Source organism: Kineococcus gypseus (genome assembly GCF_050871305.1).
Taxonomy (GTDB): domain Bacteria; phylum Actinomycetota; class Actinomycetes; order Actinomycetales; family Kineococcaceae; genus Kineococcus; species Kineococcus gypseus.
Genome location: NZ_JBJLRD010000052.1, coordinates 1 through 22,686 on the forward strand (window position 1 = coordinate 1; position 22,686 = coordinate 22,686).

Here is a 22,686-nt window from a genome sequence, read left to right on the forward strand (position 1 = left end):
CGCCCTGCCCCCGCCCCCGCCGCCCCCGCCGCGCCCCCCCGCCCCCCCCCCCCCCCCCCCGCCCCCCCCCCCCCCCCCCCCCCCCCGCCCCCCCCCCCCCCCCCGGAGCTGGCCGCCCCGCTGGCCGGGCACCTGGCGGGCATGCGCGCCGCCCGCGACGACGGCGACGCGTGGGCCTTCACCGCCGCCGACCGCTCCTTCCACGCCGAGGTGGTGCGCGCCGCCGGCAACACCCTGCTCTCGGGCCTGTACGACGGGCTGCGCGACCGACAGCAGCGCATGGGCGTCTCGCTCGTGCGCGGCTCGCGCGAGCGCATGGACGCCACCGTGCAGCAGCACGCGGAGCTGCTGGCGGCCCTGGGCGGCGACGACCGCGAGCACTGGCTGGAGCTGGTGCGCGAGCACGTGCGCGACGCCGGGCGCCGGCTGCGGAGCGCGCGGTGAGCGCCGCCGTGCCCGCCCCCCGCACGCCCCGCACGGCGGGTGCGCCCGCTGCCCCCGGGGCGCCCGGGGACGGCCGGCGCGCCCGCGGCGCGCGGCTCGTCTTCGCGGTGGGGGCGCTGGCCTACGTCGTCACCGTGGCCAACCGCACTTCGCTGGCCGCCGCCGGCCTCCAGGCGCAGGAGCGCTACGCCGTCGGCGCCGGTGCGCTCTCCAGCTTCGCGGTGCTGCAGTTCCTCGTCTACGCGGCCCTGCAGGTGCCCGTCGGCGTCCTCATCGACCGCTGGGGCCCGCGCCGCCTCGTCGTGGCCGGCGCCGCCACGATGGGCGCCGGCCAGCTCGTGCTGGCCCTGAGCACCGAGACGTGGCAGGCGGTGCTGGCCCGCGTGCTCGTCGGCGCGGGCGACGCGGCCACGTTCACCTCGGTGGTGCGCGTGGTCACGAACTGGTTCCCGCCGCAGCGGGTGCCGGTGATGACGCAGCTGGTGGGCCTGTTCGGCCAGCTCGGGCAGGTCTTCAGCGTCGTGCCGCTGGTCGCGCTGCTGCACGGGCCCGGCTGGGCACCCGCCTACACCGGCATGGCGGCCTTCAGCGTGCTGGCCGCCGCGCTGGCCGTCCTGGTGCTGCGCGACGTGCCGCCGGGCGCGCCGGACCCGCGCACCCGCCGCGGCGCCCGCGAGGTCGCCGCGGACCTGCGGGCCTCGCTGCGCCACCCCGGCACCCGGCTGGGCCTGTGGTCGCACTGGGCCACCCCGTTCGCCGGCAACGCCTTCGCGACGCTGTGGGGCTACCCGTTCCTGGTCTCCGGGCAGGGCCTGAGCGCCGGCGCCGCCGGGGCGCTGCTGACCCTCTACACCGTCACCGCCGCCGGCACCGGCCCCGTCATGGGCGCCCTGGTGGCCCGCCACCCGCTGCGCCGCTCGTGGATCGTGCTGGCCGTCGTGGGCGCGCAGGCCGCCGTGTGGGCCGCCGTCCTGGCGCTGCCGGGCCGCGCACCGCTGGCGCTGCTGGTGCTGCTCGTCGTCGTCATCGCCACCGGCGTGCCCGGCTCGATGATCGGCTTCGACTTCGCCCGCACCTCCAACCCGGCGCACCGCCTGGGCGGGGCGACCGGCCTGACCAACGTCATGGGCTTCGCCGCCACCGTGCTGCTCGTGCTCGCCGTGGGCGTCGTGCTGGACCTGCAGGGCGCCGGCAGCCCCGGCAGCTACTCCCTGGACGCCTTCCGGCTCGCCTTCGCCGTGCAGTTCCCGCTGTGGGCGCTCGGCGTCGCCGGCATCCTCGTCAGCCGCCGCAGCACCCGCGAGCTGCTGGCGCGCGAGGGCGTCGTGGTGCCGCCGGTGCGCGAGGCGGTGCGCCGCGACCTCGCCGCCCGCCGCGCGCGCCGGGCCGCCGGGGCGGCGCGCCGGTGAGCCCGGCGCCCGCTCAGCGCTCCTCCAGCGCCCGCTGGGCGCGCAGCTTGCGCACGCGCCGCAGCACCGCCCACACCAGCACCCCGGCGATGGCGGCGTAGAAGACGTAGTCCAGGTAGCCGCCGTACTCCTCGACCAGCTCGTACTGGGTGCCCAGCAGCATGCCCAGGCCGATGAGCAGGCCGTTCCACAGCGCCGAGCCCAGCACCGTCAGCAGCGAGAACTTCCACAGCCGCATGCCCGCCGCGCCCGCCGGCAGCGAGATCAGGCTGCGCACGCCCGGGATGAAGCGGCCGGTGAACACCGCCGCACCCTCGTGGCGGGAGAACCAGTCGGCTGCGCGGTGCACGTCGTCGCCGTCCATCAGCGGGACCCGCTCGGCGATCGCCGCGGCCCGGCGCAGGCCGATCACCTTCCCCACCCAGTACAGGACCAGCGAACCCAGGAACGCCCCCAGGACCGACAGCACGGCCACGGCGGCCAGCGAGATGCGCCCCTGCTGCACCTGGTAGCCGGCCAGGGGGAGCACGACCTCGCTGGGGATCGGCGGGAAGACGACCTCCAGGAAGCTCAGCGCGCCCACCCCGGGCGCGCCCAGGGCCGCCACGGTGTCCAGCACGAACCCGGTCAGTCCGCCGGTCTGGCCGCTCGCGGCCTGCAGTGCCAAGCTCATGCGTCGGGCTCCTCGGGAGGTGTCGTGCCGGTGCTGCCGGCGCTCGTGCGGGGCTCTCGGGGGTCGTCGGGCTCTCGGGGGTCCTCGGGCTGCGCGGGGTCCTCGGGCTGCGGGGGGCGTGCGGGGTCGGTGCCCGGGCCCGATGGCCCGCCGGGGCGCAGCGCCGCCACAGCGGCGTCCGTCACAACGCTCGCGCCGGCGCTGAAGTGCCGCGCCTCCTGCCCGGCCACCAGCCGCGCCGGCGCGGCCCCGCCCGACAGCGCCCGCACCAGCTCCCGCTCGGGCAGCTCGCGCTGGGAGGCGACCAGCAGCGCGTTGCCGTAGCGGCGCCCGCGGAAGACGCCCGGCTCGGCCAGCACGGCCACGTGGGCGAACACCTGCGCCGCCGTGGCCAGCTCCGCGCGCGCGTGCGGCATGGGCGGGCGGTCGGCCAGGTTCGCCACCCACAGCCCGCCCGGCGCCAGGGCGCGGTCCACGTCGCGCAGGAACTCCACGGTCACCAGGTGCGCGGGCACCCGGTCGTGGGCGAAGGCGTCGCGCACCACGACGTCCTGGCCGCCGTCCGGCAGCGCGGCCACCCCCTCGCGCGCGTCGGCCACCTTCAGGCGGAAGCCGGCCGCGCCGCTGGCGCCGAAGCTGCGGCGCACCAGCTCCACCAGCCGCTCGTCGACCTCCAGCACCAGCTGGCGCGAGCCGGGCCGGGTGGCGGCCAGGTAGCGCGGGAAGGCGCAGCCGGCCCCGCCCAGGTGCACCACCCGCAGCGGTCCCGGCGGGTGCACGGCGTCGAGCACCGCCGCCGTCCACTGCTGGTACTCGAAGACCAGGTGCTCGGGGTCGGCGAGGTCGACGTACGAGCTGGGCACCCCGTTGACCAGGACCAGCCAGCCGTCGGGGTCCTCCCGGTCGCGCTCCAGGCGCACCGTGCCGGTGCTGATGAGCGCCTCGCCCTCCACCGGCGCCGGGACCGCGCCGCGGCGCGCGGCGGCGCGGCGGGGCTGCGGGCGGGGTCGGGGCGAGCGGGGCACCCGGCGATCCAACCAGCCCGCGGGGCCCGGCGCGGAGCGCACCCCGGCGCCGGGTCCGGCGCGGCGCTGAAGTCCGGCGGCCCGGCTGCCGATGTGCTCCCCATGTTCGCGATCCTCCAGGCCGCCCTGCTGGTCCTGTTCGTCGTGCCCTTCGTCCTCGAGCGCCGCGCCCGCCGCCGGCCGCTGCAGGCCTCGCGCATGCCCGCCGCCGACCGCCCGCCGGCCGGTGCCGCCGGCCGCCCGCCGCGCCCGTGGGGGCGCCGCCGCTACGCCGAGGACGGCGTGGCCGAGGTCGTCGCCTACCTGCGCGAGCAGGACAACGCCCGCTGACGCGCTGACCCGCTGACCCGCTGACCCGCTGACCCGCTGACCCGCTGACGCGCCCCCCGCGCGGCGCCCGCCCGGCGCGCGCGGTGCGCCGCGGGCGGCTAGCGTTCCCGGTCGGACCGGCCGCCTCCGGCCGGCCGGGGAGGGACGGGACGTGGCACGCCGCGACGCGCACGGGGACGCCGGCACCGCAGGGGCGGGGGGCGGTGAGCCCTCGCGCGCCGAGGCGCTCGTGCAGCGCCTGCTGTCCGTCGGCATCGACGGCAGGGGGCCCTTCGACGGCGCCCGCGAGGTGGCGCGCCGGGCGCGCGCCGAGCACCCCACCACCGAGTCGGCCGTGCACGCCGTCGTGCGCCGCCACACCCGGATGGTGGCCGCCAGCGGCTTCGCCACCGGGGTCGGCGGCCTGGTGACGCTGCCCGTGGCGCTGCCCGCCAACGTGGTGGGCTTCTACGTGCTGGCCACCCGCGCCGTCGCGGCGATCGCCGAGCTGCGCGGCTACGACACGACCCGCTCCGAGGTGCGCAGCGCCGTGCTGCTGGCGCTCGTGGGCGCCGACGCCACCGACGTGCTGAAGTCCGCCGGCTTGCCCTCCCTGGACGTCGGCGGGCGCCTGGCGGCGCTGGCCACCCGCCGCTGGCCCCCCTCGGTGCTCATGCTCGTCAACAAGGGCGTCGGCTTCCGGCTGCTGGCCCGGCTGGGCACCGGCGGCCTCGTGCGCGCCGGCAGCCGCTTCGTGCCGGTCCTCGGCGGTGCCGTCGGCGCCGGTGCCGACGCCCTGATGCTGCGCCGCATCGCCAAGCACGCCGAGCACGCCCTGCCGCCGGTGGCCGCGGACGCCCTGCCCGCGGGCGAGGAGGACCCGCGGGCCTGAGCGCCGCCGGGGGAGACCCAGCGCCCGCCGCGGGCGCGGCGCCGCGGTGCGGTTGTGGACGGCGCCGGGACGGCCGCTGGCCGCGACCACGGTGGCGCCGTGACCACGGACCCCGCCGCGCCCGCCGGCGCCCCGCTCCTCGTCTCCGGCCCCGCCGAGCTGCTCGCCGTCCTGCCCTACCGCCTGGGCTTCCACCCGCGGGACAGCCTGGTCCTGCTGGAGGTGGAGGAGCCCGGCGGTGCGCGGGCCGCGCACGGTCCCGACGCCCCGGGCGGCCCGGACGGCCCGGGCGGCCCGGTTGACGGCCGCGGCGGCCGGCTGGGCGCCGTGGTGCGCGTGGACCTGCCCGTCCAGCCCGCCCCGGGCGCGCTCCCGCGCACCGGGGCGGGCCTCGACGGGCTCGACGGGCTCGACGGGCTCGACGGGCTCGAGGCGTCCGCGGTGCGCGCGGCCGCCGAGGCCGTGGCCCACCTGGTGCGCGCGCGCCGCGCCGCCGGGCGCACCGGTGGACCCGGCGCCGTCGTGGTCGTGGCCTGCTACGACGACACCGGCGCGCGCGGTGCGGGCGCGGTGCTGCGCCCCGGCCCGGCCGGCGCCGCCGCCGTCGCGGCGGCGCTGGCGGAGCTGTCCGGGGCCGGTCTCGCACCAGGCGAGGTCCTGCTGGTGGCGGCGGGTCGCTGGCGCTCGCTGAGCTGCACCGACGGGGCGTGCTGCCCGGTCTCCGGCGCGCCCCTGAGCACCCCGGCAGCCCGGTGGCTGGCCGCCGAGGCGGTCGGGCGGGGCCTGGTGGCCGCCGGGGAGCGCGCGGCCGTGCTGCCGCCGACCGGCCCGCCGGCGCCGCAGCGCGTGCGCGCGGCCCGCGCGGCCCACCGGGCGGCCGCGCGCGAGCCGTGGACGCCCGAGCGGCGCCTGCTCGCCCTGGCGGAGCTGCGGGCGCAGGCGCGCCGCTACCTGCCGCCGGGTGCGCCCCGGCTGCCCGCGGCGGGCGCGGCCGGCCGGTTGCTGGCGGCCCTGGAGGACGTGCCCCTGCGCGACGCGGCCCTGCTGAGCGGTGCGCCGGAGCACCTGCGCGCCCCGGCGGTGGCCGCCCTGCTCACCTCCCCGGCCGCCCCCGGCACCGCCGCCCTGGTGCACCGCGCCCTCGACGCCGCCCCCGACCCCGCGCGCGCGGCGGCGCTGGCCGCCCTGGCCGTCGACCTCGCCCGCCACGCGCCGGGCCCCCTCGGCGCGGGGGCCTGGGCGCTGGCCGCCTGGACGCACTGGTCCGTCGGCGACGGCGTGCGCGCCGGCGCGTGCGCCGCGCACGCGCTGCGCGCCGAGCCCGGGCACCGCCTGGCCGCGCTGGTCGACGCCGCGCTGCGCGCCGGGGTGCCCCCGCGCGGCGCGGGCGGTGCCCGCCGCGGCTGAGGGGCGTGCGGGTGGACCGGTTGGGGTGGACCCGGCGGGGCGGGCGGGGGAGCCGTGGACGGGTGGCGCGGGCGGTCGTGCAGGGGCGGCGGAGGGGGCGGCGCAGGGGGCGGCGCAGGGGCGACGCGGGGGGAGCGGGCGCGGCCGGGGCGGGACAGCGGGTGTCCGTCCCGTGAACGTCTAGTACGGTCGCCGCGGCTGCACCGGAGCCCGCGGGGCCCGGGGGTGCCGTCGGGAGGTCGCCGTCCAGCCGTGGACGGGCCGGCACGCGCAGCTGGCTCCAGGAGGGTGCGCGGATGGGGATCGTCGTCGGGTACGTGGCCAACCCGGAGGGGCGCGCCGCCCTGCGGCACGCCGGCACCGCCGCCGTCCAGCAGGGTGTCCCGCTGGTCGTCGTGCACAGCCGCCGGCCGGGCAAGGAGGCCGACGCCGTGGAGGCCGAGCAGTTGCGCGCCGTGCACGAGGCCGTGCTGGCGCGCCTGGACGAGGCCGGGCTCGGGCACGAGCTGCAGGAGGTCCCCGACAGCGAGGACCCGGCCGAGGACCTCATCGAGGCCGCCGAGCGCACGGGGGCGAGCACGATCGTCATCGGCCTGCGCCGGCGCACCCCGGTGGGCAAGCTCATCCTCGGCGCCAGCGCCCAGCGCATCCTGCTCGACGCCCCCTGCCCGGTGCTGGCGGTCAAGCCCGAGGAGTGAGGCGCCCGGCCCCGGCGCGCGGCTGTGCGCGGACCTGGAGGCCGCCGGGTATCCGCCGGGAGGCCACGGAGAGGCCGCGGAGAGGCCGTGAGGGGTCCGCGAGGGGGCCGTGCGGGGACCGCGAGGGGCCCGGGAGGGCACCGCCAGGTGACCGGGCGGTGGCGACCGAGGGGCCGCGCAGCGGCGCGCGGGGGGCCGCGCGGCACCGCCCGCGGGAGCCCGCCGCGGTGCCGCGGTGCTCCGCCGGCGCCCGCGCCGTGCCACAATCGGCCTCTGTCGTCGTCAGCGGGCATGCATCGGGGCCCGCCGGTGTTGACCTTGTCGGCTGCTGCCCGCAGTCCCGTTCCGCCCACGACGAAAGGCAGTCCGTGTCGTCGGTCTCGACCTCCCGGCCGCTCCCGCCCGAGTTCGCTTCCGCTCCCTTCCAGGAGCTCCTGCAGCACGGCACCACCCACGGGTTCGTCGACGCCCACGCCGTGCGCACCGCGTGCGAGGACGCCCAGCTGCCCGTGCAGCGCATGAAGGCCGTGCTGCGCGCCCTCGACGACGCCGGCATCACCGTGCGCGTCCCCGAGGCCGCGCCCAAGCGCGCCGTGGCGGCCGCCTCCACGCGCCGCTCCACCTCCACCGCCACGGCCACCAAGTCGGCCGCCAAGACCACCCGCCCGGCGGCCAAGCGCGCCGTCGCCGCGGTCGACGCCGTCGAGGCCCTGGACGGCGAGGCCGCCCCGGCGGCCGGGGCCGCCGCCAAGACCGCCGCCAAGACCACCCGCGCGGCGGCCAAGAGCACCGCCAAGACCGCCGCCCGCAGCACCCGTGCCGCCAAGGGCGCCGAGGCCGCCCCCGCGACCGCTCCCGCCACCGGCGAGGAGCCCAGCGGCGACGAGCTCGTCGAGGACGTCAAGGTCGAGGACCTCGTCGTCGAGGACGTCGCCGAGCCGGTCGAGGTCGCCGACGACACCGCCGACGCCGCCGACGCGGGCGACGCCGCGGAGGAGGGCGCCGACGCCCAGGGCGCGCGCAAGAGCGCCGGCGGCTTCGTGCTCACCGACGACGACGACGACGCCCCCGCGCAGCAGGTCGTCTCCGCCGGCGCCACCGCCGACCCGGTCAAGGACTACCTCAAGCAGATCGGCAAGGTCGCCCTCCTCAACGCCGAGCAGGAGGTCGAGCTCGCCAAGCGCATCGAGGCCGGCCTGTTCGCCGAGGAGAAGCTGCACTCCGGCGAGACGATCGACCCGATCTTCAAGCGCGAGCTGTGGTGGATCAGCGAGGACGGCCGCCGCGCCAAGAACCACCTGCTCGAGGCGAACCTGCGCCTGGTGGTCTCCCTGGCCAAGCGCTACACCGGTCGCGGCATGCTCTTCCTGGACCTGATCCAGGAGGGCAACCTGGGCCTGATCCGCGCGGTGGAGAAGTTCGACTACACCAAGGGCTACAAGTTCTCCACGTACGCCACGTGGTGGATCCGCCAGGCCATCACCCGTGCGATGGCCGACCAGGCGCGCACCATCCGCATCCCGGTGCACATGGTCGAGGTCATCAACAAGCTCGCCCGCGTGCAGCGGCAGATGCTGCAGGACCTGGGCCGCGAGCCCACCCCGGAGGAGCTCGCCAAGGAGCTCGACATGACTCCCGAGAAGGTCGTCGAGGTCCAGAAGTACGGTCGTGAGCCGATCTCGCTGCACACCCCGCTCGGCGAGGACGGCGACAGCGAGTTCGGCGACCTCATCGAGGACTCCGAGGCGGTCGTGCCGGCCGACGCGGTCAGCTTCACGCTGCTGCAGGAGCAGCTGCACTCGGTGCTGGACACCCTCTCCGAGCGCGAGGCGGGCGTGGTCTCCATGCGCTTCGGCCTGACCGACGGCCAGCCGAAGACCCTCGACGAGATCGGCAAGGTCTACGGCGTCACGCGCGAGCGGATCCGCCAGATCGAGTCCAAGACGATGTCGAAGCTGCGCCACCCCTCGCGCTCGCAGGTCCTGCGCGACTACCTCGACTGACACCGGGCACCCCCCGGTCACCGGCCGGCCCCCGGGCCGGCCCACCAGGGCCCTCCCCGCCGCGCGGGGAGGGCCCTGGTGCGTCCAGGGACCACGCTGCGCACCCTCCTCGGCACGTCGCGTCAGCGCGCTGCTCCGCTCGTGCGTCCTCACCCCGGTGGGACGCGCAAAAGCCGCGCGCGCCGCACGGTGCGCCTGCCATCCTCCTGCCCCGGCGGGCCACCGCCGCCGCCCGCAGGAGGTCCCGTGCTGCCCTTCCCCCGCGCCGCCGTCGACGCGCCGCTGGCCGCGCGCTGGCGCGACGTCGTCGCCGACGCCGCGGCGCGCACCGCCGTGGACGCGCCTGCCGGCGCGCTGACCTACGCCCGCCTCGACGAGCGCGCCCGCGCCCTGGCCGCCGTCCTGGCCACCGGCCCCGCCGGGGAGCCCGTCGCCGTGCTGGTGCGCGAGCCGGCCGCGGTGGCGGTCGCCGCCGTGGGCGTGCTGCTGTCCGGGCGCCCGCTGCTGGCCCTGGACGCCGCCACGCCCCCCGCGCGCCTGGCCGGCGTCGTGGAGGCCGCCGGTGCCACCACCTGCGTCGTGGACGCCGCCGGCGCCCCCGTGGCCGCCGCCCTGCACCTGGACGCCGTGGGCGTGGACCAGCCCGCCGCGCCCGCGGGCGCACCCCTGCCCGAGCCGGCGCCGGACGCGCCGGCCACGCTGGTCTTCACCTCCGGCACCACCGGCCGCCCGCAGGGCGTGGTCTGCTCCCAGCGCGTGACGCTGCACGACGCGTGGCTGCGCGCCGACGCCGGCTGGTGCCGCCCCGACGACTCCGTGGCCCTGCTGCTGCCGGCCGCCTTCGGCCTGGGTCTGGCCGAGCTGCTCTCCGGTCTGCTCACCGGTGCCGCCGTGCACGTGCACGACCCGCGCGACGCCGGCCCCGCCGGGTTGCTGCGCGCCCTGTCGGCGCACCGCACCACCGTCCTGGCCGCCACCCCCTCGCTGCTGCGCGCCCTGCTGGACGTGCCCGGCGCCGGGCCCGGCGGCCCGCTCGCCCTGCCGGCGGGCCTGCGCCTGGTGCGCAGCGGCGGGGAGCGCTTCAGCAGCACCGACGCGCGCGCCGTCGTGGCCGCCCTGCCCCCCGGCTGCCGGCTGCTCAACGTCCTCGGCTCCTCCGAGACGGCGCTGCTGACCAGCTGGGAGGTCGACGTCGACGCGCTCGGCGACGCCCCCGCCCTGCCCGCGGGCCACCCGGTGGCCGACCGCGAGCTGGCGGTGGAGCTGCCCGACGGCTCCCCGGCCGCCCCGGGCGAGCCCGGCGAGCTCGTCGTGGTCTCCCGGTTGCTGCCCAGCGGCTACTGGCGCGACCCGGTGCGCACCGCGCAGCGCTTCGAGGACCTCGGCGACGGGCGGGTGCGGGTGCGCACCCGCGACCGCGCCCGGCTGCGCCCGGACGGCTGCGTGGAGCTGCTGGGCCGCCTGGACCAGGTCGTCAAGGTCCGCGGCACCCGCGTGGAGCCGGCCGAGGTGGAGGCGGTGCTGCTGACCCACCCGGACGTGGCCGAGGCCGTCGTCAGCGGCGAGAGCGGCCAGGGCCCCGGCCGGCGCGGGCGCGACCGGCTCGTGGCGCACGTGGTGCCGCGCCGCGGCACCCGCCCCAGCCCGGCGCAGCTGCGCGCGCACGTGCGCGGGCAGCTGCCCGCGGCGATGTGCCCGGACGTGGTCGACCTGCTGGCGGCGCTGCCGCGCACCGAGCGCGGCAAGGTCGACCGCGCCGCGCTGCCGCCGGCCTCGAGCACCCCGTGGGTGGCCCCGGTCAGCGAGCGCGAGCGCGTGCTGGCGGAGCTGTGGGGCTTCGTGCTGGAGCTGACCGACGTCGGGCGCGACGACGACTTCTTCGAGCTCGGCGGCGACTCGCTGGACCTGCAGCACCTGCTGACCCGCCTGGCCGACGACCACGGGGTGCGCGCGGTGGCCGCCGACGTGCTCGCCGCCCCCACCCCGGCGCTGTTCGCCGAGCGCTGCCGGCGCGGCGCCGCGCCCGGGCGGCGCAGCGGCCCGCTGGTGCCCTCCAGCGCCGCGCACCCGCCGCTGTTCTGCATCGCCGGGGCCGGCGGGCTGGCCGTGTCCTTCCTGCCGCTGGCGCGCCGGCTGGCGCCCACCTGCGCCGTGCACGCGCTGCAGGCGCACCGGCTGGAGACCGGGGGGCTGCCGGACTGGACGCTGGCGCGCGCCGCTCGCCGGCACCTGGCGCAGGTGCGGCGCGTGCAGCCCCGCGGCCCGTACCACCTGGCCGGGCACTCCCTGGGCGCGCTGCTGGCCCTGGAGGTCGCCGCCGCGCTGCGCGCCGCCGGCGAGGAGGTCGCCCTGCTGGTGCTGGTGGACTCCTTCGCGCCCGGCCGCACGCCCGCGCCGGCGCCGCGCACGGCGCTGCGGCGCGTGCGCGACGCGGTCAGCGTGGCGCTGACCGGCCTGCTGCCGGTGCCCGGGCAGGGCCACACCCCCCGCTTCTACAACCAGGGCGTGCTGCTGGGGCGCCGCTACCGCGGGCGCACCTGGGAGGGGCGCGCCCTCGTGGTGGTCGCCGCCGACGAGCCGGGCGACCGCGCGCTGGGCTGGGAGCGCTGGCTCAGCGGCCCGTGGCAGCTGCGCGAGGTGCCCGGCACCCACCTGTCCGTTCTGCGCGAGCCGTCCGTCGCGGCGCTCGCCGGCGTCATCGCGGACGCCCTGGAGGACGTCCGCACCCCGCGCCCCCGCACCGTGGCGGGGCGCCCGACCGAGGAGGAGGCCGTGCGTGGCTGAGGAGACGACGACGAGGGGTCCCGCCGCGCGGGTGGAGCCGCGGGCCGCGGCACCGCGGCCGGCGCGCGGGCGCGGCTCCTCGCGGCGCGCGCTGGTGGCGGCGTCGGTGGGCAACGTCATCGAGTGGTACGACTTCGTGCTCTACGGCGCCTCGGCGTTCGTGCTGGCGCAGGTCTTCTTCCCGCAGGGCGGCAGCGCGGCGCTGCTGTCGACCTTCGCCACGTTCGGCGTGGCGTTCCTGTTCCGCCCCGTGGGGGCGCTGGTGCTCAGCCACGTCGGCGACCGCGTCGGCCGGCGCGACGTGCTGGCCGGCTCGGTGCTGGCGATGGCGGTGGCCACCGCGCTCATCGCGGTGCTGCCCACCCACGCCCAGGCCGGGGTGGCCGCGCCGCTGCTGCTGCTGGCGCTGCGCGCGGTGCAGGGCTTCTGCGCCGGCGGCGAGTACGGCGGCTCGGCGACCTTCCTGGTGGAGTACGCCCCCGAGGGCCGGCGCGGCTGGTTCGGCGCCTGGCAGACCGCCACGATCGGCATCGGCTCGGCGCTGGCCACGGTGGCGGTGCTGGTGGCCTCGCTCTCGCCGCAGACGCTGTTCACCTGGGGCTGGCGGGTGCCGTTCGCGCTGGCGCTGCCGCTGGGCCTGGTCGGGCTGTACCTGCGCCTGCAGCTGGAGGAGACCCCGGAGTTCCAGCGCGTGCGCGCCGCGGCGGCGACCACCCGGCGCGCCCCGGCCGCCGAGGTGCTGCGCTCGCACGGGCGCACCGTCCTGGTCGGCGCCGCCCTCGTCTCCGGCGCGACGCTGAGCATGTACGTCTTCCAGAACTACGTGCCCGCGTTCCTGGCCACCGCGCGCGGCGTGCCGCTGACCACGGCGCTGGGCGGCAACCTGGTCGGCATTGCCGTCTTCGCCGCCGCCAGCCTGCTGTTCGGGCGGCTGTCCGACGCCACCGCCCGCCGGCCGTTCCTGCTGCTGGGCGCCGTGGCGCTCGTGCTGTGCCCGCTGCCGGCGTACCTGCTCGACGCGCGCGGCTCGTTCTGGGCGATCGCCCTGGGCCAGGGCCTGTTCGGCCTGGCCGTGGCTCCGCTGATGGGCCTGGTGCCCTCGGTGCTGGCGGAGCTGTTCCCCACGCCGGTGCGCTTCAGCGGCCTGTCGATCAGCTACACCCTGGCCAACGCCGTGCTCGGCGGCACCGCCCCGCTGGTGGTGGCGTGGCTGTTCACCGCGACCGGCTCGGGCTCCAGCTTCGTCTGGTACTGCAGCGCGGCGGCGCTGCTGTCGCTGGTGGGGGCGCTGCTGGTGCGCGAGACCGGTCGGCGGGCGCTGGCGCGCGCCTGACGGGCGCGGCTCCCGGCGTGCTCCGCTACCGTGCGGCGCGTGCCGGGGACCACGCCGAGCGAGCGCGAGGAGTGGCGGCGCGGGCGCGCCGAGGCGGCCGCCGCGCACGCCGCCGCCGCCGAGCGGGCGCGCGCGGCCGAGGGCGCCGAGGCGCGGCGGCTGCTCGCGGCGTTCACCGCCGAGCTGCGCCGGCGCGGCGTGCCCGCCGTCGCGCTGCGGGCCCGGGTGGGCGGCGGGCGCGCGCGCACGCCGCTGCGCGGCTGGTACCTGCGCGCCGACGAGTCGCTCGCCGTCACCGAGGACGGCGCGTTCCACGTGCTCGCCGTGGCCGGCGGGTTGCGCGCGCGGCTGCTGGGCGTGCACCCGCCGGCGTCCGGACCGCCCCTGCAGCTCGGGCGCGGCGCCCGCGACGGGGAGTCCGTGGAACTCGCCGAGCTGCTGCGCCGACGGCTCGCGGACCTCGCCGGCGAGCCCGGGACCGGGGGCGCGTGCGCCGACGGGTGACCGCCGCCGCGCCCGGGCGCCCGCGCGGAGGACGATTCGTGCCGTCGAACTGTGCGAGCGCCCGCGCGCACCTAGGATCGGCAGCGCCTCGCGGGGCCCGTCCGCGGGTCGTGATGAGCGGGCCGGGCGTCCTGGACGCTCCGCGTCGACCCCCGGAAGGACCGCGCCGACCCATGGCTGTCGAGAAGACGCCCGAACCGCTCGTCCAGCAGGGGCCCGAGGGCCCGGTGGTGCTGCAGCCCAGGATGTTCGACCCGCAGGCGCTGCGCCCGCTGCTGCTGCGCGCGCCCACGGGCTTCTACCTCCTGGCGGTGGACGTGCTGACGTTCGCGGCGGTGTCCGCGGCGTTCTGGCCGCCGGAACCGATCGACGCGGTGGGCCTGGTGGTCCTGCTCGCCGCGTTCCGCACGTTCGGGCTGTACCGGCCCCGGCTGGCCATGTCCGTCCTCGACGACGTCCCGTACGTCGTCGCGGGGGGCGTCGCCTGCCTCACCGCTCAACTGGCGCTGGACGCCGTGCTGACCGTGCGGCAGCGGCCCGCGGACGCGGCCCTGCAGGCCGCCGCGACCACCCTGGCCGTCCTGGTCGCGCGCGCCGCGGCGTACGCGGCGGCGCGCACGGCGCGCCGCCGGGGCAGGCTGCGGCACACCACGCTCGTGCTGGGCGCGGGCCAGGTGGGCATCCAGATCGCCGCCACGTTGCGCGCGCACCCCGAGCTGGGCCTGGACACCGTGGGTTTCGTCGACGTCCGCCCCAGGGTGGAGCGGCCCGAGGAACTGCCCGCCCCCCTGCTGGGCACGTACGCGGAACTCGCCACCCTCATCGAGGACTTCGCCGTGGAGACCGTCGTGGTGGCCTTCGGCAGCCGGCGCGAGGCGGACCTCGTCGAGACCCTGCGCACGTGCGACCGGCTCGAGGTCGAGATGCTCCTCGTCCCGCGCCTGTTCGAGGTGCACACCACCACCCGCGACATGGACGAGCTGCGGGGCATACCCCTGATCAGGGTGCGGCGCGCGGCGTTCCGCACGTTCGCCTGGCGGGTCAAGCGCGTCGTGGACGTGGTCCTGTCGGCCGTGGCGCTGCTGCTGCTGTCCCCGGTGATGGCGGTGTGCGCCCTGGCCGTGAGGTGGGAGGGCGGCCCGGGCATCATCTTCCGCCAGACGCGCGTGGGCATGGACGGCAGGCCCTTCGAGGTCCTGAAGTTCCGCTCGCTCAAACCCGTGGACGAGAGCGAGTCGGCCACGAACTGGAACATCAAGCACGACGACAGGCTGGGCCCCGTCGGACGGGTCCTGCGCAAGTCGTCGCTCGACGAGCTGCCGCAGCTGTGGAACATCCTGCGCGGCGACATGAGCATCGTCGGGCCCCGGCCGGAACGCCCCCACTTCGTGCAGGAGTTCACACCGCGCGTGCCGCGCTATATGGCCCGCCACCGCGTCCCCGCCGGCCTGACGGGCTGGGCCCAGGTCAACGGCCTGCGCGGGGACACCTCCATCGAGGAGCGGGCCAGCTTCGACAACTTCTACATCGAGAACTGGTCGCTGTGGGGGGACCTGAAGATCATGGTGAGGACCGTGACCCAGGTCGTGGGCGCGCGCGGCGGCTGAGCCGCGGCGGTCCGGCGGGTCCGTGCCTGGGCGCGCCGCTCAGCCGCGCAGCACCAGGGCCGCGACGACCCAGGTGGCCGCGGCCAGGGTGCCCGCCAGGGCCTCGAGGGCCACGCTGAGCCCGACGCCCTTGAGCGCCACGACGGTCGAGGCCCACGCCGCGCCGGCGCGCGGGCCGGTGCGCGGCGCCCGGGCCAGCTCGGCGAGGAAGACGCCGAGCACGAAGCCCAGCGCCAGCCCCACCACCGGCAGGGCGAAGAAGCCGACGACGCCGAGGGCGCCGCCGGTCAGCAGGCTGGTGCGCCGCACGCCGGCGCGGCTCAGGCGCCGGCCGGGCACGAGGTACATGGCCACCTGCCCGGCCACCAGCAGCGCGATCGCGCCGCCGGCGAAGGCCCAGGCGGCCCCGCCCTCGACGACGGCCCACACCAGCACGGCCAGGCCGATCAGGACGGTACCCGGCAGCACGGGCACGACGACGCCGGCGAGGCCCACGGCGACGGCCAGGGCCACGACGACGAGCCCGGCGTCACCCACGGGGGTGGCGCCGGGCTCGGCGGTGCGTGCTGCTGCTCCTCAGCGCGACCTCAGCGCTCGTCGACCGGTGCGCTCGCGGGCGTGTCGGTCAGCTTGCCCGACTCGTCCTGGATGTCGCGGGCCACCTGGCGCAGGGCGTCGCGGTGCTCGCGCCCGTGGTGGGCGCAGAAGAGGAGCTCGCCGCCCGAGGCGAGCACGACCCGCACGTAGGCCTGGGCGCCGCAGCGGTCGCAGCGGTCGGCGGCCGTCATCTGGTCGCTGGCGAGGGCTGTTGTGGTGGTCACTCCACGACTCCTTCCGGTCCTGCGGGCGGCGGCAGCGGGTGCTCCCGCGCCCACTCTCTCCCAACCCCCGGCCCCGCGCCCGCGTTCCCGCGCCGGTGGACCAGCGCGTTCGCTCTCGGCGGATGCGCGCCACGCCGTGCCCGGGATCGCGTCGCAGGCGGCGTCTACCCTGCGGGGGTGACCCCACCCAGCTCCACCCCCCGTCCCCGCGCGCCGAAGGACGGCGACGGGTCCGAGGGCTACACCGCCGCGCACCTGCTGGTCCTGGAGGGCCTGGAGGCCGTGCGCAAGCGCCCCGGCATGTACATCGGCTCCACCGACTCGCGCGGTCTCATGCACTGCCTGTGGGAGATCATCGACAACGCCGTCGACGAGGCCCTGGGCGGGCACTGCACCCGCATCGACGTGCTGCTGCGCGCCGACGGCTCGGTGGAGGTGCGCGACGACGGGCGCGGCATCCCCGTGGACGCCGAGGCGCGAACCGGCCTGTCCGGCGTCGAGGTCGTCTTCACCCACCTGCACGCCGGCGGCAAGTTCGGCGGCGGCTCGTACTCCGCCTCGGGGGGCCTGCACGGCGTGGGCGCCAGCGTCGTCAACGCCCTCTCGGCCCGCCTGGACGTCGAGGTGGACCGCGGCGGCAAGACGTACGCCACGAGCTTCCGCCGCGGCACGCCGGGCCGCTACGACGGCGAGGGCCCCGACGCGCCGTTCACGCCCGCCGGCGGCCTGGAGGTCGTCGGGCGCGCCAAGCGCGGCGTCACGGGCACACGGGTGCGCTACTGGGCCGACGCGCAGATCTTCCTGAGGAGCGCCGCCTTCTCCTACGAGGACCTCGCCGCGCGCGCCCGCCAGACCTCCTTCCTCGTGCCGGGGCTGCGCATCGTCGTGCGCGACGAGCGCGGCGAGCAGCCCACCGAGGAGGTCTTCCAGCACGACGGCGGCATCGGGGAGTACGCGGACTTCCTGACCCCGGACGCGGCGCTGACCCCGGTGTGGCGGCTGCAGGGCGAGGACGCCTTCACCGAGACCGTCCCCGTGCTGGACGACAACGGGCACATGACGCCGCAGGAGGTGCGCCGCCAGTGCGTCGTGGACGTCGCGCTGCGCTGGGGCACCGGCTACGACGCCACGGTGCGCTCGTTCGTGAACATCATCGCCACCCCCAAGGGCGGCACGCACCTGTCCGGCTTCGAGCAGGGCCTGTTCGCGGCCGTGAAGGCGCAGGTGGACGCGCAGGCGCGGCGGCTGAAGGTCGGGCGCGACGAGAAGCTGGAGAAGGACGACGTGCTGGCGGGCCTGACGGCCGTGGTCACCGTCCGGCTGGCCGAGCCGCAGTTCGAGGGGCAGACCAAGGAGGTCCTGGGCACCGCCGCGGTGCGCGCCATCGTCCGGCGCGTGGTCGAGCGGGAGCTGGGCGCGGTGCTGACCTCGCCGCGCCGCGAGGACAAGCAGGTGGCCGCCACGGTCCTGGACAAGGTCGTCGCGGAGATGAAGAGCCGCATCTCCGCGCGCCTGCACAAGGAGACCCAGCGGCGCAAGAACGCGCTGGAGTCCTCCTCGCTGCCGGCGAAGCTGAAGGACTGCCGCTCCGACGACACCACCCGCACCGAGCTGTTCCTCGTCGAGGGCGACTCCGCGCTGGGTACGGCCATGGGCGCGCGCAACTCCGAGTACCAGGCGCTGCTGCCGCTGCGGGGCAAGATCCTCAACGTCCAGAAGGCGTCCGTCTCCGACATGCTCAAGAACGCCGAGTGCGCCTCGATCATCCAGGTCGTCGGCGCCGGCTCCGGGCGCAGCTTCGACCTCTCGGCGGTGCGCTACGGCCGCGTGGTGCTCATGACGGACGCCGACGTCGACGGCGCGCACATCCGCACCCTGCTGCTGACGCTGTTCTTCCGGTACATGCGCCCGCTGGTGGAGGCCGGGCGCGTCTTCGCCGCCGTGCCGCCGCTGCACCGCATCGAGGTCAACGGCACGGGCCGGGCGAAGAAGGAGGTGCTCTACACCTACTCCGACGCCGAGCTGCGCCGCGTCACCGCCGACCTGAACCGCCGCGGGCGCACCTACAAGGACCCCCAGCGCTACAAGGGCCTGGGGGAGATGGACGAGGACCAGCTCGCCGAGACGACGATGGAGCCGCAGCACCGCACGCTGCGGCGGGTGACCATCGCCGACGCCGAGGTCGCCGAGCGGGTCTTCGAGCTGCTCATGGGCAACGACGTGGCCCCGCGCAAGGACTTCATCATCGCCGGCGCCGCCCGCCTGGACCGCGACCGCATCGACGCCTGACCCGGCGGACCCGCCGAGCCCGGCGGACCCGGCGGACCCGACGGGCCCGGCGGGCCCGGCGGGCCCGGTGAGCCCGAGCTCGCCGGTACGTCCCGCACGCCCCCGCGGCCCCCCGGCCGCGGGGGCGTCGGCGTCCCCACCCCGCACCCGATGTGGTTTCGCGCCCGCTTGCATGTCCGAACGCGCCCGAACCCTTGACTCCGTGCCCGCACGGGGGCCACCATCGTCCACGACGGGGCCGTCCGGGCCCCGCTGGCCCGTTCCCCGGGCCCGCACGGACGACGGAGTCGGCGATGTACGCACCGGAGCGCCACCAGGAGATCCTGGAGCGGGCGCGCGCCGAGGGCCGCGTCGAGGTCAGCGCCCTGGCCGAGGCCCTCGACGTCACCCCCGAGACGATCCGCCGGGACCTGACGGCGCTGGAGCGCCACGGGCTGCTGCGCCGCGTGCACGGCGGGGCGATCCCCGTCGAGCGCCTGGGCACGGAGCTGGCCGTGGGCGAGCGCCAGGAGGTCTTCGGCGCCGAGAAGGAGCGCATCGCCAAGGCGGCGCTGGCCGAGCTGCCCGGCGGCGGCACGGTCGTCCTCGACGCCGGCACCACCACCGCCCGCCTGGCCGAGCTGCTGCCCACCGACCGCGACCTCGTGGTGGTCACCCACGGGCTGCAGATCGCGCAGGCGGTGGCCACCCGCCCCAACGTCACCCTGCACCTGGTGGGCGGGCAGGTGCGCGGGCGCACCCTGGCCGCCGTGGGCGCCTGGGCCGAGCGGGCGCTGGCGGAGGTCTTCGCCGACGTGTGCTTCCTGGGCACCAACGGCCTGAGCGCCGAGCGCGGGCTGACCACCCCGGACCTGGCCGAGGCCGGCGTCAAGCGCGCCCTCATGCGCGCCGCCCGGCGCACCGTCGTCCTGGCCGACCGCTCCAAGCTGGGCCGCGACGACTTCGCCCACGTCGCCGACCTGGAGGGGGTCGACACCGTGGTCACCGACTCCGGGGCCGACCCCGGCGTCGTCGCCGACCTCGAGGCCGCCGGCCCGCGGGTGGTGCTGGCGTGAGCGGGGCGCGCGCGGCGGTCGTCACCGTCACGCCCAACCCCAGCGTGGACCGCACCCTGGAGCTGGACGTGCTCACCCGCGGCGAGGTGCACCGGGCCACCGCCGCCTCCGTCGAGGCCGGCGGCAAGGGCGTCAACGTCGCGCGGGCCCTGGCCCGGCACGGTGCGCGCGCCACCGCGGTGCTGCCCTGCGGCGGCGCCGACGGCGAGCTGCTCGTGGCCCTGCTGGCCCCGCAGGACGTGCAGGTGGTGCCCGTGGCCATCGCCGGCGCGGTGCGCAGCAACACCACCGTCGTGGAGGCGGACGGCACCACGACCAAGCTCAACGAGGCCGGCCCGGTGCTCGGCGCCGCCGAGGTCGACTCGCTGCTGCGCACGGTGCGCGCCCGCCTGACCGTCGCGCCGCGCTGGCTGGCCACCTCCGGCAGCCTGCCGCCGGGTGCGCCGGTGGACCTGCACGCGCAGCTGGTGCGCCTGGCGCGCTCGACCGGCACCCCCACCGCCGTGGACACCTCCGGCCCCGCGCTGGCCGCCGCCGTCGAGGCCGGCCCCGACGTGCTCAAGCCCAACCTCGAGGAGCTCTGCGAGCTGGTGGCCCGCGAGCTGCTCACCGTGGGCGACGTGCGCACGGCCGCGGCGGACCTGCGCGCGCGCGGCTGCGGCGACGTCCTCGTCAGCCTGGGCGGGGCCGGCGCGCTGCTGGCCAGCGCGGAGGGCACCTGGTGGGCCGGCGGGCCCGTCCTGGTGCCGCGCAGCACGGTCGGCGCAGGGGACTGCACCCTGGCCGGCTACCTGCACGAGCCGGGCCCCGCGCCCCGGCGCCTGGCCGCCGCGGTCGCCTGGGGCCGCGCGGCCGTCCTGCTGCCGGGCAGCGCCGTGCCCGGCCCGGAGCAGACCCGCGCGGGCGCCGCCGGCGTCCGCGTCGTCGAGAACCCCGACCCCGAGACCCCCCTGAAGGACCTGCAGCCATGAGCGACACCGTGAGCACCCCGGACCTGATCACCGGCGACCTGGTCCTCGCCGACCTGCGCGCGAGCGACCGCGTCGACGCCACGCGCCAGCTGGCGCAGGTGCTGCGCGACGCCGGCCGCGTCACGGACCTGGAGCAGTTCCTCGCCGACGTCGCCGCCCGCGAGCAGCAGATGGCCACCGGCATCCCCGGCGGCATCGGCCTGCCGCACGCGCGCTCCGCGGCCGTCACCGTGCCCAGCCTGGCCGTCGGCCGCGTCGTCTCCGGACCCGGCGTGGACTTCGGCGCCCCCGACGGCCCGGCCAACCTCGTCTTCCTCATCGCCGCGCCCACCACGGGCGAGGCCGACCACATGACCATCCTCGCCGCGCTGGCCCGCCGGCTGGTGCACGTCTCCTTCCGCCAGTCCCTGCTCGAGGCGCCCGACGCCGCGTCGATCGCCCGCACCGTCATGGAAGAGGTGTACGGACGATGAAGTTCGTCGCGATCACGTCGTGCCCCACGGGCATCGCCCACACGTACATGGCCGCCGAGGCCCTCGAGCAGGCGGGCAAGGCCGCCGGGCACGAGGTCGTCGTGGAGACCCAGGGCGCCGCCGGCTCGGCGCCGCTGGACCCGGCGGTCGTCGCCGCGGCCGACGGCGTCATCTTCGCCGCCGACCTCGAGGTGCGCGACAAGGACCGCTTCGCGGGCCTGCCCGCGGTCGACGTCGGGGTCAAGCGGGCCGTCTCCGACGCCCCCGGTGTCGTGGCCGCCGCCGTCGCCGCGGCGCAGGCCGCGCCGAAGGGCTCGCCCGCCGCCGGTACCGCCACCGGTGCCTCCGCCGGTGCCGCCGGCGCGAGCGCCGCCCCGGGCTCGGGCCCCGCGCTGTCCTCGAAGGTGACCTCCGGCGCCGGGGTGGGCACCCGGGTGCGCCAGTGGCTCATGACGGGCGTCAGCTACATGATCCCGTTCGTGGCCGCCGGCGGCATCATGATCGCCCTGTCGTTCATGATCGGCGGGTACCGGATCACGGACTTCACCGCCGCGGACCTCGTCGACGGCTTCGACCCCCTCACCGCGCGCGACTGGGCCGGCCTGCTCTTCGTCGTCGGCGCCGGCGCCTTCGGCTTCCTCGTGCCGGTCCTGGCCGGCTTCATCGCCTTCGGCATCGCCGACCGCCCCGGCATCGCGCCCGGCTTCGTCGGCGGCTCCATCGCCGTGACCGTCGGCGCCGGCTTCCTCGGCGGCCTGGCCGCCGGCTTCCTGGCCGGCTTCGTCGCCCTGGGCCTGGCGCGGCTGAAGGTGCCCAACTCCGTGCGCGGCGTCATGCCCGTCGTCGTCATCCCCCTGGTGGCCACCTTCGTCACCGGGTTCGTCATGTTCGTCGTCCTCGGCCGGCCGCTGCGCTGGCTCATGGAGGCGCTGACCGACGGGCTGAACTCCATGTCCGGCACCAGCGCCGTCCTGCTCGGCGTCCTGCTCGGCGCGATGATGGCCGTCGACCTCGGCGGCCCGGTCAACAAGGTGGCCTACACCTTCGCCACCACCGGCCTGACCGCCGCGGCGGCCTCCTCCGGCGACCCGGTCCAGCTGAAGATCATGGCCGCCGTCATGGCCGCCGGCATGACCCCGCCGCTGGGCCTGGCGATCGCCACCTTCGTGCGCCGGCGCCTGTTCACCGAGGCCGAGCAGCAGAACGGCAAGGCCGCCGTCCTGCTGGGCGCGTTCTTCATCACCGAGGGGGCCATCCCCTTCGCCGCGGCCGCGCCGCTGCGCATCATCCCCCCGTGCATCGTCGGCTCCGCCTTGACCGGCGGGCTCGTCATGGCGGTCGGCAGCACGCTGCGCGCCCCGCACGGCGGGATCGTGGTGCTGCCGCTCATCAGCAGCCCCGTGCTGTACCTGCTGGCGATCGCCCTCGGCTCGCTGGTCACCGCCGCCCTGGTCGTCGTCCTCAAGGGCGCGCACCGCGGCGCGCAGCGCACCGACGCCGCCACCACCGGCACCACCGGCCGCCAGGCCGTCTCGGCCTGACCCGCCCGGGGGGGGGGGGGGGGGGGGGGCGGGGGGGGGGGGCGCCCCCCCCCCCCCCCCCCCCCCCCCCCCCCCCCGCCCGGCGCGCCACCCCCCCGACCGCACCCCCGAACCGCACCCCGTCCAGGAGGACCCCGTGCCCAGCCGCACCGCCACCGTCGGCTCCCGCGTCGGCCTGCACGCGCGCCCCGCGTCGCTCTTCGTCCAGGCCGCCGCCGCCACCGGCCTGCCCGTGACCATCGCCCGCGACGGCGGTGCGCCCGTCGACGCCCGCAGCATCCTCATGGTCATGGGCCTCGGCGCGCGCCACGGCGAGACCGTGACCCTCAGCGCCGAGGGCGAGGGCGCCGAGCAGGCCCTCGAGCAGCTCGCCGCCGTGGTCGAGGCCGACCACGACGCCGCCTGAGCCCCGCACCCCCCCCCCGCACCGCCCGACCCCGCCCGACCC

21 protein-coding genes are annotated in these 22,686 nt (G+C 77.9%); 17 read left to right on the top strand and 4 right to left on the bottom strand.

Annotated features, from left to right (window positions below):
* Positions 1 to 108: 108 nt before the first annotated feature.
* Positions 109 to 444: an FCD domain-containing protein gene (locus tag ACRYMN_RS17045; RefSeq protein WP_432497667.1), complete on the top strand. Its 336-nt coding sequence runs from the start codon at positions 109 to 111 to the stop codon at positions 442 to 444.
* 107 nt (positions 445 to 551) lie between these two features.
* Positions 552 to 1,853, top strand: coding sequence for an MFS transporter (locus ACRYMN_RS17050; RefSeq protein ID WP_432497669.1), 1,302 nt, complete (start codon positions 552 to 554; stop codon positions 1,851 to 1,853).
* Positions 1,854 to 1,866: 13 nt separating this feature from the next.
* On the opposite strand, the gene ACRYMN_RS17055 is transcribed toward ACRYMN_RS17050, so the two are convergent.
* Both ACRYMN_RS17055 and ACRYMN_RS17060 read right to left on the bottom strand, forming a co-directional pair.
* Positions 1,867 to 2,526 (bottom strand): DedA family protein, encoded by a 660-nt coding sequence (locus ACRYMN_RS17055; RefSeq protein ID WP_432497616.1) that lies wholly within the window; start codon positions 2,524 to 2,526, stop codon positions 1,867 to 1,869.
* A complete protein-coding gene (locus ACRYMN_RS17060; protein WP_432497618.1) occupies positions 2,523 to 3,551 on the bottom strand; it encodes a spermidine synthase in 1,029 nt (342 codons plus the stop codon). The genes ACRYMN_RS17055 and ACRYMN_RS17060 overlap by 4 nt, the downstream gene beginning before the upstream one ends.
* A 102-nt stretch (positions 3,552 to 3,653) precedes the next feature.
* Between ACRYMN_RS17060 and ACRYMN_RS17065 the strand changes: the two genes are divergently transcribed.
* The 9 genes from ACRYMN_RS17065 to ACRYMN_RS17105 all read left to right on the top strand — a co-directional run bounded on the left by ACRYMN_RS17065 (position 3,654) and on the right by ACRYMN_RS17105 (position 15,088).
* Positions 3,654 to 3,881 (top strand): hypothetical protein, encoded by a 228-nt coding sequence (locus ACRYMN_RS17065; protein ID WP_432497620.1) that lies wholly within the window; start codon positions 3,654 to 3,656, stop codon positions 3,879 to 3,881.
* Between the two features lie 151 nt (positions 3,882 to 4,032).
* Positions 4,033 to 4,752, top strand: coding sequence for an EcsC family protein (locus ACRYMN_RS17070; RefSeq protein ID WP_432497622.1), 720 nt, complete (start codon positions 4,033 to 4,035; stop codon positions 4,750 to 4,752).
* 99 nt (positions 4,753 to 4,851) lie between these two features.
* Positions 4,852 to 6,159 (top strand): DUF4192 family protein, encoded by a 1,308-nt coding sequence (locus ACRYMN_RS17075; RefSeq protein WP_432497624.1) that lies wholly within the window; start codon positions 4,852 to 4,854, stop codon positions 6,157 to 6,159.
* Between the two features lie 296 nt (positions 6,160 to 6,455).
* Positions 6,456 to 6,857: a universal stress protein gene (locus tag ACRYMN_RS17080; protein ID WP_432497626.1), complete on the top strand. Its 402-nt coding sequence runs from the start codon at positions 6,456 to 6,458 to the stop codon at positions 6,855 to 6,857.
* A gap of 368 nt (positions 6,858 to 7,225) precedes the next feature.
* The gene (locus tag ACRYMN_RS17085; RefSeq protein WP_432497628.1) at positions 7,226 to 8,860 is read left to right on the top strand and encodes an RNA polymerase sigma factor; all 1,635 of its coding nucleotides are present in this window, start codon (positions 7,226 to 7,228) and stop codon (positions 8,858 to 8,860) included.
* Positions 8,861 to 9,106: 246 nt separating this feature from the next.
* The gene (locus ACRYMN_RS17090; protein WP_432497630.1) at positions 9,107 to 11,644 is read left to right on the top strand and encodes an alpha/beta fold hydrolase; all 2,538 of its coding nucleotides are present in this window, start codon (positions 9,107 to 9,109) and stop codon (positions 11,642 to 11,644) included.
* On the top strand, positions 11,637 to 12,977 hold the full coding sequence (locus ACRYMN_RS17095; protein ID WP_432497633.1) for an MFS transporter: 1,341 nt from the start codon (positions 11,637 to 11,639) through the stop codon (positions 12,975 to 12,977). The genes ACRYMN_RS17090 and ACRYMN_RS17095 overlap by 8 nt, the downstream gene beginning before the upstream one ends.
* 39 nt (positions 12,978 to 13,016) lie before the next feature.
* Entirely contained in the window at positions 13,017 to 13,481 is a 465-nt protein-coding gene (locus ACRYMN_RS17100) for a hypothetical protein (RefSeq protein ID WP_432497636.1), read from the top strand.
* A gap of 173 nt (positions 13,482 to 13,654) precedes the next feature.
* On the top strand, positions 13,655 to 15,088 hold the full coding sequence (locus ACRYMN_RS17105) for a sugar transferase (protein WP_432497638.1): 1,434 nt from the start codon (positions 13,655 to 13,657) through the stop codon (positions 15,086 to 15,088).
* Positions 15,089 to 15,127: 39 nt separating this feature from the next.
* Here the strand turns inward: ACRYMN_RS17105 and ACRYMN_RS17110 are convergent, their stop codons facing one another.
* Complete coding sequence (locus tag ACRYMN_RS17110; protein ID WP_432497640.1) at positions 15,128 to 15,625, bottom strand: DUF456 domain-containing protein; 498 nt, start codon at positions 15,623 to 15,625, stop codon at positions 15,128 to 15,130.
* 50 nt (positions 15,626 to 15,675) lie between these two features.
* Positions 15,676 to 15,876, bottom strand: a complete 201-nt coding sequence (locus tag ACRYMN_RS17115) for a DUF7455 domain-containing protein (protein ID WP_432497672.1) — start codon at positions 15,874 to 15,876, stop codon at positions 15,676 to 15,678.
* Between the two features lie 210 nt (positions 15,877 to 16,086).
* Between ACRYMN_RS17115 and ACRYMN_RS17120 the strand changes: the two genes are divergently transcribed.
* The 6 genes from ACRYMN_RS17120 to ACRYMN_RS17145 all read left to right on the top strand — a co-directional run bounded on the left by ACRYMN_RS17120 (position 16,087) and on the right by ACRYMN_RS17145 (position 22,644).
* Positions 16,087 to 18,198, top strand: a complete 2,112-nt coding sequence (locus tag ACRYMN_RS17120) for a DNA gyrase/topoisomerase IV subunit B (RefSeq protein WP_432497642.1) — start codon at positions 16,087 to 16,089, stop codon at positions 18,196 to 18,198.
* A gap of 293 nt (positions 18,199 to 18,491) precedes the next feature.
* Complete coding sequence (locus tag ACRYMN_RS17125) at positions 18,492 to 19,253, top strand: DeoR/GlpR family DNA-binding transcription regulator (protein WP_432497644.1); 762 nt, start codon at positions 18,492 to 18,494, stop codon at positions 19,251 to 19,253.
* Positions 19,250 to 20,224 carry a 1-phosphofructokinase family hexose kinase gene (locus ACRYMN_RS17130; RefSeq protein ID WP_432497646.1) on the top strand — a complete coding sequence of 325 codons (975 nt, stop codon included), beginning with the start codon at positions 19,250 to 19,252 and terminating at the stop codon, positions 20,222 to 20,224. Before ACRYMN_RS17125 ends, ACRYMN_RS17130 begins: the two co-directional genes overlap by 4 nt.
* Positions 20,221 to 20,697: a PTS sugar transporter subunit IIA gene (locus ACRYMN_RS17135; protein ID WP_432497649.1), complete on the top strand. Its 477-nt coding sequence runs from the start codon at positions 20,221 to 20,223 to the stop codon at positions 20,695 to 20,697. The genes ACRYMN_RS17130 and ACRYMN_RS17135 overlap by 4 nt, the downstream gene beginning before the upstream one ends.
* Positions 20,694 to 22,238 carry a PTS fructose transporter subunit IIC gene (locus ACRYMN_RS17140; RefSeq protein ID WP_432497652.1) on the top strand — a complete coding sequence of 515 codons (1,545 nt, stop codon included), beginning with the start codon at positions 20,694 to 20,696 and terminating at the stop codon, positions 22,236 to 22,238. Before ACRYMN_RS17135 ends, ACRYMN_RS17140 begins: the two co-directional genes overlap by 4 nt.
* 136 nt (positions 22,239 to 22,374) lie before the next feature.
* The gene (locus tag ACRYMN_RS17145) at positions 22,375 to 22,644 is read left to right on the top strand and encodes an HPr family phosphocarrier protein (RefSeq protein ID WP_432497655.1); all 270 of its coding nucleotides are present in this window, start codon (positions 22,375 to 22,377) and stop codon (positions 22,642 to 22,644) included.
* Positions 22,645 to 22,686 lie beyond the last annotated feature (42 nt).